This window comes from Vibrio sp. V08_P9A1T1, assembly GCF_963874405.1.
In the GTDB taxonomy this organism is placed as follows: Bacteria; Pseudomonadota; Gammaproteobacteria; order Enterobacterales; family Vibrionaceae; genus Vibrio; species Vibrio anguillarum.
In genome coordinates this window covers 23094-32357 of sequence record NZ_CAWNIB010000066.1, presented here as the reverse complement: position 1 = coordinate 32357, position 9264 = coordinate 23094, and the positions used below count along the sequence as shown (strand labels likewise).

Genomic DNA, 9264 nt, shown 5'->3' with positions numbered 1-9264 from the left:
CCTATTTTCTATGTTAACTGAGTTGGAATTCAAAGCCACAAGGCAAAACTAAAACTAAAACTAAAACTAAAACTAAAACTAAAAAAACAATGGCTGACTCATCAGAGCCAGCCATAGGTTTTACTTACTTCAGTGAATTAACCACCGAAGTCATCAAGAAGGATGTTCTCATCTTCTACACCAAGGTTTTTCAGCATGCCAATCACAGCCGCATTCATCATCGGTGGACCACACATGTAGTATTCACAATCTTCAGGCGCTTCATGGTCTTTCAGATAGTTTTCATACAATACATTGTGGATGAAACCTGTGTATCCATCCCAGTTATCTTCAGGCATTGGATCAGAAAGCGCACAGTGCCATACGAAATTCGAGTTTTCAGCTGCAAGGCCGTCAAAATCTTCAACGTAGAACATCTCACGCTTAGAGCGCGCACCATACCAGTAAGACATTTTACGGGTAGATTTTAAACGCTTAAGCTGATCGAAGATGTGTGAGCGCATTGGAGCCATGCCCGCACCACCACCGATAAAGACCATTTCTGCATCCGTATCTTTGGCAAAGAACTCACCAAATGGACCAGAAATAGTACATTTATCACCTTCTTTCAGTGACCAAATGTAAGAAGACATCTGACCCGGTGGCACATTGGGATTATTAGGCGGCGGCGTAGCAATACGCACGTTTAGCATAATAATACCGAACTCTTCAGGGTAATTCGCCATTGAGTAAGCACGAATAATATCTTCATCAACTTTTGACTCGTAGCGGAACAGGTTAAATTTGTCCCAATCGCCACGATACTCTTCTGGCACGTCAAAATCTGAATATTTGATGTGGTGTGCTGGCGCTTCGATCTGAATGTAACCACCAGCACGGAAAGGTACTGACTCGCCATCAGGGATCTGAAGTTTAAGCTCTTTAATGAAGGTGGCTTTGTTGTCGTTAGAGATAACGGTACATTCCCACTTTTTAACACCAAAAATTTCTTCAGGAAGTTCAATATCCATGTCTGTTTTCACAGCCACTTGACACGCTAAACGTTCACCCTCACGAGCTTCACCTTTAGTAATGTGATCAAGTTCAGTAGGAAGAATATCACCACCACCAGATTTCACTTTTACACGGCATTGACCACAAGAGCCGCCACCACCACACGCCGATGATACAAAGACACCAGAACCTGCAAGTACGCTCAGTAGCTTACCACCTGGATTAGTCACAATAGACTTATCTGCATCACCGTTAATTGAAATTGTAATGTCGCCTGTTGGAACTAGCTTAGATTTAGCAAATAGAATTACCAAAACGAGTGCTAGAACAATCAGGGTAAACATCACTACACCAAGAATAATGTCCATTGACTATTCCTTAATTGTTGCGGTTTACCCGACTTACAGTTGAACACCAGAGAAAGACATAAAGCCTAACGCCATTAGACCCGCCGTGATGAAGGTAATCCCTAAACCACGTAAACCCGGAGGTACATCTGAATATTTCATTTTCTCACGGATACCGGCAAGAGCGACAATAGCTAACATCCAACCCACACCCGAACCGAAACCGTAAACGACGGATTCAGCAAAGTTATAATCACGCTGAACCATGAAAGATACACCACCAAAAATGGCGCAGTTCACTGTGATTAAAGGTAAGAAAATGCCCAGCGCGTTATACAAAGGTGGGAAAAAACGATCCAATATCATCTCTAAGATCTGTACCAATGCGGCAATAACACCGATAAAGGTAATGAAATTTAGAAATGTAAGATCAATATTTTCACCCAATGCACCTGGTTTAAGTAACAAGTTATAAACCAAGTTATTCACTGGTACTGAAATGGTCAGAACAACAGTAACCGCAATCCCTAAACCAAACGATGTCTTTACTTTCTTAGATACAGCAAGAAATGTACACATACCCAAGAAGAAAGAGAGTGCCATGTTTTCGATAAAAATCGATCGAACAAGCAAACTGATATAATGTTCCATAACGCCCTTACTCCTTCGCTTCTAGTTGTTCAGGTTTGAACGTGCGAATCGCCCAAATCATGAAGCCAATTAGGAAGAATGCCGAAGGTGCTAGCAGCATCAAACCGTTAGGTTGATACCAGCCACCATCTTTCACAAGAGGTAGAACTTCCATTCCAAATAGCTTGCCTGAACCAAGAAGTTCGCGGAAGAAACCAACAGTGATCAATACAAAACCATAACCCAGACCATTACCGATACCATCGATAAAGGAAGGAATCGGTGCCGACTTCATTGCAAATGCTTCAGCACGGCCCATTACGATACAGTTAGTAATGATCAACCCTACGAACACCGATAGCTGTTTCGAGATATCGTATAAGTAAGCACGTAGGATCTGGTCAACAACAATAACCAATGAAGCAATGATCGCCATCTGAACGATGATACGCACACTGTTAGGTATGTGGTGACGAATTAACGAAACGAATAAGTTAGAGAAAGCCGTTACAAACATAACGGCTAGCGTCATAACAAACGCCGTTTCCAACTTAGTGGTTACCGCAAGGGCAGAACAGACACCAAGCACTTGAAGTGCGATTGGGTTGTTATCCAACACTGGCGCTAGAATGCTCTTTTTAATCTCTTTTGCGCTAGACATTAGTTCAAACCTCCGTCACGAACTTTTGCTAGGAATGGACCAAAGCCCATATCACCTAACCAGAAGTCGAAAGTGTGTTGAACACCGTTACTGGTTAGTGTTGCGCCAGAAAGTCCATCAACGCCATGCTCAGATCCGGCAGGAGCGCCACCTTTCACAACTTTAATTGCAGGTTGGTGATTGTCATCAAACAATTTCTTGCCAACAAATTGAGCTCGCCATGATGGGTTTTCAACTTCACCACCCAATCCCGGAGTTTCACCTTGTTCGTAGTAAGTAATGCCGGAAACGGTATTACCATCGGTTTCTACAGCCACAAATGCGTACATCATTGACCACAAACCATTACCGTGAACGGGAACAATCACTTTAGAAATCTCGTCGCCACTTTTCACTAGGTAAACAACCCCAGTATTAGCACGACGAATAATCTTCGCTTTATCTTGTTCCGCTGTTAGCTTGATAGATTGAGCTGGGTCTTTAGAAGCTTTGCGTTGATCATAGGCCGTTGCATCGCCATCAACAAAGTTCCCGGTTTTAAAATCAATCAAACGAGGTTCAATGTATTTAGCAAAAAGCTCTGGCACGCTACCAGACTCGTTAATGCCTGCAACTTCAACAATCTTGCTTTGCTTATCAAGTACTGCGTTAACTTTTTGCTTGTCACGCAGGCCAACCGCTGCTGTCGATACGATGATTGAGCACACTAAGCTCAATGCGATAACAACAAACAGCGTTTTTTTAATGCTATCGTTATTACTTGCCATAGCGTGCTAGTCTCCGCTTGATGTTCTTCTCAATCACAATATGGTCAAACAAAGGTGCAAATAGGTTCGCAAATAAGATCGCCAGCATCATACCTTCTGGGTAAGCTGGGTTAACCACACGAATCATCACACACATTGCACCAATCAAAATACCGTATGCCCATTTACCTTTGTTAGTAAATGAAGCCGATACTGGGTCGGTTGCCATGAAGAACATACCAAACGCAAAGCCACCAAGTACTAGGTGCCAATGCCAAGGCATATTAAACATTGCATTTGTGTCTGAACCAATAACATTGAACAGCGTTGATATGGCAATCATACCTACCATAACACCCGCAATAATGCGCCATGAAGCAATGCCCATGTAGACAATAAATGCCGCGCCAATCGCCAGTGCTAACGTCGACACTTCACCGATAGAGCCAGGAATGTTACCAACAAACGCATCCATCCAAGTAATGGCTTCGCCAGTGACCTTATTGATCAGAGCACCGTTACCACCTTGAGCCCATTGGCTTAGCGCCGTTGCACCTGAAAAACCATCTGCAGCTGTCCAAACAACGTCACCAGAGATCTGTGCTGGGTAGGCGAAGAATAGAAAAGCACGACCGGCTAATGCTGGGTTTAGGAAGTTACGCCCGGTACCACCAAAGATTTCTTTGGCAACAACCACGCCAAAGGTAATCCCTAAGGCGGCTTGCCATAAAGGCAGTGTGGGTGGAACAATCAGAGCAAACAAAATTGAAGTTACAAAGAAACCTTCGTTAACTTCATGCTTACGCACCATACAAAACAGCACTTCCCAAAAACCACCGACCAAGAATACCGTGGCGTAGATAGGTAGGAAGTAAGTCGCACCAAGCAGCATCATACTTGCCCAACCGGCTTGCGTACTTAATGTACCGCCAAGCATTTCAGTTAGCCAATAGTGCCAGTTACCACTGATGACTGTCGCCAATTCAGCGCCAGAATACAGATGGTTAAGTGCAGTAATCGATTGATGACCAACGTTATACATACCCCAGAACATCGCTGGGAATACCGCTAGCCAAACCATGATCATGATGCGTTTGAGGTCAACGCTATCACGAACGTGTGAGCTTCGTTTTGTAACTAAACCAGGCGTATAAAAAAGCGTTGCGGCTGCTTCATACAAGGCAAACCATTTTTCATGTTTGCCGCCAGGTTCAAAATGATGCTCGATGTCTTCAAGAAACTTTTTAAGGCCCATGAAAATTACCCTTCCTTCTCAATCTTGTCTAGGCACTCACGAAGTAGCTGACCATATTCGTATTTACCAGGACATACAAAGGTACACAATGCGAGATCTTCTTCGTCCAGTTCAAGGGCACCGAGACGTTGAGCGCTATCGATGTCACCTGCACATAGGTCACGAAGTAGGAGCGTTGGTTCCATATCTAGTGGTAACACTTTTTCATAGTTACCAATAGGTACCATCGCACGATCACTACCATTGGTTGTGGTTGTCATGTTGAACAACTGACCTGTGAATAGATGACCAAGGAAAGAGCGAGTGACTGAAAATTTGTTCTTGCCAGGCATTGCCCAACCAAGAAAATCTTTGTCACGACCTTCACGCAGAACCGATACTTGGAGGTGGTAACGACCAAGATAAGCTACAGGCCCCGCCGCTTTCACACCAGAAAGTACAGAACCAGAGATGACACGAACTTCGCCTGGCATCAATTCGTTATCCGTTAACTCTTCGAGGCTAGCACCAATCTGAGTACGGACAAGACGAGGTTTGTTGACTACGGGTCCTGCAAGCGACACCACTCGTTGTGTGTATAGCTCACCGGTTAAGAACAATTGACCAAACGCAATCACGTCTTGGTAATTGATGCTCCACGCCACATTGACTGCATTTACTGGATAGAGGAAATGCATGTGAGTCCCTACAAGACCAGCAGGGTGTGGGCCATCAAACACATGTTCTTCAACGTTTGGCTGTGAAGAGCGTGGTAAGCTAGTACCAGATTTACAGACGTAAACCTTGCCCTCAGTCAGAGTTGAAAGGATATCGAGACCAGCGACGAATGCTTCAGATTGCTCATTAATGATCGTCTCAGGTTTTGCCGCTAATGGATTGGTATCCATTGCTGTCACAAAAATAGCCTGAGTTGAAGACTCAATTGCTGGAACCTTGCTAAACGGACGAGTACGCAACGCAGTCCAAAGACCAGACTCAACTAACTGAGTTTTAACCGTTTGACGGTCAATACTTGCTAGTTGGCTAGCTTCAAAGCTATCGAACGTGATTTGCTCATCACCTGCCACTTCAATCACTACGGATTGTAGGACACGTTTGGCGCCACGATTGACTTCGATAACCTTACCGCTTGCTGGTGAAGTAAATTTAACACCCGGATTCTTTTTATCTTCAAAAAGAATTTGAGCTTTCTTTACTTCATCGCCTACGCGAACATGCATGGTAGGACGCATGCCAACGTACTCTTCGCCAAGCAAGGCGACTTTAGTGATGGTCTTACCATCATTAATCACCTGGGAAGGAGTTCCTGCAATAGGAAGGTCCAAACCCCTTTTTATTGTAATCATACGCACTTGCACTATTTTATCGGGAAAAAGATTCTTTTAATTGCGTAAGTTCAAGGCTTGTTTATCTTTCATGGTCGTTCTTGATAAGAGGCCAAATGAAAGTTAAACCAGCCTTAGACACGACATTTCTGTGTCCGATTTTGGCTTGTTTTAAACGCCAGAACCGCAACATCCTTTTAATAACCTCATCACAAGTATGGTATGAGATCCATTAGGTGCAATAGTCTAGCATTTTTTCGGAACCTGATGCCATGACCAATCCTCTGATAAGTCGTTTTATTTGGAAGGATTTGAATCATAAAGGCTAGCGAATAGTCATAACTTTGAAGCATCGCACAAATAACCTATTCCTTACCCCTTATGAGTATTTATTTTTATTCACTACCTAAAACAATTTCTCTCAACTTGTTCATCTCGTCAATTTGTTTAAATACTGTTAACATTCCGCTCAAAAACAGAACAAGAGAACGGCATATTCAGACGGTTCTGAACGAGTTATTTTCCACCGCCCATACACATAGGACTATCAGGTACGCCACTAATTTGCGCCTGCCACTCTTGTGGTGTGTAGGTATGAATCGAGAGTGCATGAATGTGGTTCGCTAACTCTTCTGCCAACACTTGGTTAACCTGTCGGTGACGGCCAATCAAACGCATTCCTTCAAAACTGTCACTCACCACAATGACTTTAAAATGGCTTTCCGATCCTGAAGGCACATTGTGCATGTAGCTTTCATTTTCGACTTTCAAATAATCAGGGTGAAATGCTTGATGCAATTTTTGTTCGATTATGGGTTGGATCATACCGTTGCCTTTCTTCCTCAAATGAGAGCATGAGAACATATACGAGTGTAAAGAGATTTAAGTTTAACTAGCCTTATAGAATAGCGAAAGGTTTTGGTTCCTTGTTTCTACGCCATTTGAGACAATGCATCCGTAATTCTCACTACGACCTATAAAAAATTATGAAAACAGAGTTGGCACTGCATGATCGAACGTTGAGCTTGCACCGTTTCCCACATCGTTCAAACGAAACATTACAAGCTTGGGATGCGGGCGATGAATATGTGATTAATCATATTGAAGCGTTGAATTTAGCAATAGGCAAACGCATCCTTATTTTAAACGATCACTTTGGCGCTCTATCGTGTTGGTTTGCAGATAAGCATCACGTCACCATGATGAGCGACTCTTTTATTTCGCAACAAGGTACGTTAAACAATCTTCAGCGCAATCAGTGCCGCAACGTGCAATTGCTCTCAACAATGGATGCCATCCCTGAATCGGTCGATCTGGTGCTTTTTCAATTGCCCAAGAGCAATCGCCACTTGGTTTGGCAATTAAGCCAACTCCGTCAGTCCCTTGCCCAAGATTGCCCTGTGATAGCGGTCAACAAAGCGAAAGAGATCCACACATCAACCTTAAACTTATTTGAAAAGTATTTAGGTTCAACAAGCACTTCTCTTGCATGGAAAAAACACCGCCTCGTTTTTTCAGCACCGAACGTATCACCGATTGAAACGGTAGAACCCATAACTGAATGGGCCGTAGAAAGCGAATCCATCCGTCTAAAAAATCTGCCGAATGTCTACTCAGGTGAGGGATTGGATCTCGGCGCACGCTTTTTTCTACAGCATCTTCCACAAGATCCTAAGTTACAGCACATCATCGACCTTGGATGCGGCAACGGGGTGTTATCAATCAAGATGGGCCAACTCAATCCTCAAGTACGAATGACCTGCGTTGATGAAAGCTTGATGGCCGTCGAGTCTGCAAAGCTAAATTTGCTGGAGAATTTAGGAGAAGATCGCAATATTCAATGCATTGCGAATAACTGCTTAGATGGTTTTCAACAAGAAAGTAGCTGTTTAGTATTGTGCAACCCACCATTCCATCAACAACAAGCTATCACGGATCACATTGCTTGGCAGATGTTCTGTGATGCAAAGCATGTTCTTAAAAAAGGGGGACGATTATTAGTGATCGGCAATCGCCACCTCGGCTACGATGTAAAACTAGCAAGATTATTTGGCCAAGGGCAGGTAAAAACTGTCGCGACCAACCATAAATTTGTTATCTTACAAGCAACTAAATAGGCAAGGATAAGAAAGGAAATGACCATGAAAAAACTGGTTCTCGCAGCCTCAATCGCATTACTCACCGCTTGTGCCGCACCTCAGCAACAGCAAATCAACTTTATGCCTACTGCAACGACCAGCAAAAATACGGTCGTCAACAATAAAGCCTTTACTCTGGTTAGCAAAGATGTTCGATCGGCGCAATATGTGGCTTTAGTGGATAGTGGCCGCTCTAATATTGAGCCAATTCATGCCAAACAAAATGTTCGTATTGCGGTTGAGAATGCGTTGGCGGAGCAATTTAGCTCTCAAGGCTATCGCTTAACAGTGAACAGCGAAAACAATGTCACCGTTGAAATTGCAGAAGCACTAGTGACGGTAAAACACAGCGTCATGTCGAATGAAATGGATGGCAGTGTCACGCTTGAAATCACCGCGGAAACACCAAAAGGCAAATTGGTGAAAACGTTCAACGGAACGGCAAAACGTTCCGGTACACTCAGCGCTTCAAATGATGAGATTGAAATGGTACTCAACGATGTCATGAACTTGGTACTTAAAGAAATTGCCAATGACAGCGAACTTAATGGTTATTTACAGGAGCGCTTTTAATGTTACGTTCTCTCGTTACGACATTAGCGCTCGTCAGTTGTACTGCGTTTTCGGCGCCCAACGTCCTAATTGAGACGAACTTAGGGTCATTTACTGTTGAACTTAATACAGAGAAAGCGCCAACGACTGTCGCAAACTTCGTAAAATATGTTGAAGATGGCAGTTATGTTGGCAGCCAGTTCCACCGCGTTATCCCAGGGTTTATGGCACAAGGCGGCGGATTTGATGCGGATTTAAAACAACTCACCACTTACGCTCCCATCAAAAATGAAGCGAGCAATGGGTTGACCAATGACACCGCGACGATCGCAATGGCCCGTACCAATGATCCTAACTCGGCTACTCGCCAATTCTTTATTAACTTGGTCGATAATGATTTTCTCAACTACAACGCTCGCCCACCGGGTTATGCAGTCTTTGGTAAAGTCACGCAAGGGTTTGATGTTGTGCAAAAAATGGCTCAACAGCCGACCAGCACGAAAGGGCGAATGCAAGACGTCCCCATCGAACCAATCGTTATTACGAATGTCACACTAGAACAATAACCATACCAACGCCGATTTATCGGCGTTTGATTTTATTGGGTCGCCTTTCGA

General features: G+C 43.7%; 10 protein-coding genes. 3 read left to right on the top strand and 7 right to left on the bottom strand.

Annotation, left to right across the window (positions count from 1 at the left end; genetic code table 11):
• Window positions 1–137: 137 nt before the first annotated feature.
• The 7 genes from nqrF to AACT21_RS03705 all read right to left on the bottom strand — a co-directional run bounded on the left by nqrF (window position 138) and on the right by AACT21_RS03705 (window position 6782).
• Window positions 138–1361 carry an NADH:ubiquinone reductase (Na(+)-transporting) subunit F gene (nqrF, locus tag AACT21_RS03735; RefSeq protein ID WP_013856176.1) on the bottom strand — a complete coding sequence of 408 codons (1224 nt, stop codon included), beginning with the start codon at window positions 1359–1361 and terminating at the stop codon, window positions 138–140.
• 33 nt (window positions 1362–1394) lie between these two features.
• Window positions 1395–1991: an NADH:ubiquinone reductase (Na(+)-transporting) subunit E gene (gene nqrE / locus AACT21_RS03730; protein ID WP_013856175.1), complete on the bottom strand. Its 597-nt coding sequence runs from the start codon at window positions 1989–1991 to the stop codon at window positions 1395–1397.
• 7 nt (window positions 1992–1998) lie between these two features.
• Window positions 1999–2631: an NADH:ubiquinone reductase (Na(+)-transporting) subunit D gene (locus AACT21_RS03725; RefSeq protein ID WP_013856174.1), complete on the bottom strand. Its 633-nt coding sequence runs from the start codon at window positions 2629–2631 to the stop codon at window positions 1999–2001.
• Complete coding sequence (locus AACT21_RS03720; RefSeq protein ID WP_013856173.1) at window positions 2631–3398, bottom strand: Na(+)-translocating NADH-quinone reductase subunit C; 768 nt, start codon at window positions 3396–3398, stop codon at window positions 2631–2633. Before AACT21_RS03720 ends, AACT21_RS03725 begins: the two co-directional genes overlap by 1 nt.
• Window positions 3388–4632, bottom strand: coding sequence for an NADH:ubiquinone reductase (Na(+)-transporting) subunit B (locus AACT21_RS03715; RefSeq protein ID WP_013856172.1), 1245 nt, complete (start codon window positions 4630–4632; stop codon window positions 3388–3390). Before AACT21_RS03715 ends, AACT21_RS03720 begins: the two co-directional genes overlap by 11 nt.
• A gap of 5 nt (window positions 4633–4637) precedes the next feature.
• Window positions 4638–5978 carry a Na(+)-translocating NADH-quinone reductase subunit A gene (locus tag AACT21_RS03710; RefSeq protein WP_026027642.1) on the bottom strand — a complete coding sequence of 447 codons (1341 nt, stop codon included), beginning with the start codon at window positions 5976–5978 and terminating at the stop codon, window positions 4638–4640.
• A gap of 495 nt (window positions 5979–6473) precedes the next feature.
• The gene (locus AACT21_RS03705) at window positions 6474–6782 is read right to left on the bottom strand and encodes a BolA family protein (RefSeq protein WP_026027643.1); all 309 of its coding nucleotides are present in this window, start codon (window positions 6780–6782) and stop codon (window positions 6474–6476) included.
• Window positions 6783–6943: 161 nt separating this feature from the next.
• On the opposite strand from AACT21_RS03705, the gene AACT21_RS03700 reads away from it, so the two are divergent.
• The 3 genes from AACT21_RS03700 to AACT21_RS03690 are packed head-to-tail and all read left to right on the top strand — an operon-like array spanning window position 6944 to window position 9213.
• The gene (locus AACT21_RS03700) at window positions 6944–8074 is read left to right on the top strand and encodes a methyltransferase (protein WP_088729113.1); all 1131 of its coding nucleotides are present in this window, start codon (window positions 6944–6946) and stop codon (window positions 8072–8074) included.
• A 24-nt stretch (window positions 8075–8098) separates the two neighbouring features.
• On the top strand, window positions 8099–8668 hold the full coding sequence (locus AACT21_RS03695) for a YajG family lipoprotein (RefSeq protein ID WP_026027920.1): 570 nt from the start codon (window positions 8099–8101) through the stop codon (window positions 8666–8668).
• Window positions 8668–9213: a peptidylprolyl isomerase gene (locus AACT21_RS03690; RefSeq protein ID WP_013856167.1), complete on the top strand. Its 546-nt coding sequence runs from the start codon at window positions 8668–8670 to the stop codon at window positions 9211–9213. Before AACT21_RS03695 ends, AACT21_RS03690 begins: the two co-directional genes overlap by 1 nt.
• The last annotated feature ends 51 nt before the right edge of the window (window positions 9214–9264 follow it).

Coding starts and splice junctions, on each gene's coding strand:
- nqrF (WP_013856176.1), bottom strand. CDS start 1,361: ATGGACATTATTCTTGGTGTAGTGATGTTTACCCTGATTGTTCTAGCA.
- nqrE (WP_013856175.1), bottom strand. CDS start 1,991: ATGGAACATTATATCAGTTTGCTTGTTCGATCGATTTTTATCGAAAAC.
- AACT21_RS03725 (WP_013856174.1), bottom strand. CDS start 2,631: ATGTCTAGCGCAAAAGAGATTAAAAAGAGCATTCTAGCGCCAGTGTTG.
- AACT21_RS03720 (WP_013856173.1), bottom strand. CDS start 3,398: ATGGCAAGTAATAACGATAGCATTAAAAAAACGCTGTTTGTTGTTATC.
- AACT21_RS03715 (WP_013856172.1), bottom strand. CDS start 4,632: ATGGGCCTTAAAAAGTTTCTTGAAGACATCGAGCATCATTTTGAACCT.
- AACT21_RS03710 (WP_026027642.1), bottom strand. CDS start 5,978: ATGATTACAATAAAAAGGGGTTTGGACCTTCCTATTGCAGGAACTCCT.
- AACT21_RS03705 (WP_026027643.1), bottom strand. CDS start 6,782: ATGATCCAACCCATAATCGAACAAAAATTGCATCAAGCATTTCACCCT.
- AACT21_RS03700 (WP_088729113.1), top strand. CDS start 6,944: ATGAAAACAGAGTTGGCACTGCATGATCGAACGTTGAGCTTGCACCGT.
- AACT21_RS03695 (WP_026027920.1), top strand. CDS start 8,099: ATGAAAAAACTGGTTCTCGCAGCCTCAATCGCATTACTCACCGCTTGT.
- AACT21_RS03690 (WP_013856167.1), top strand. CDS start 8,668: ATGTTACGTTCTCTCGTTACGACATTAGCGCTCGTCAGTTGTACTGCG.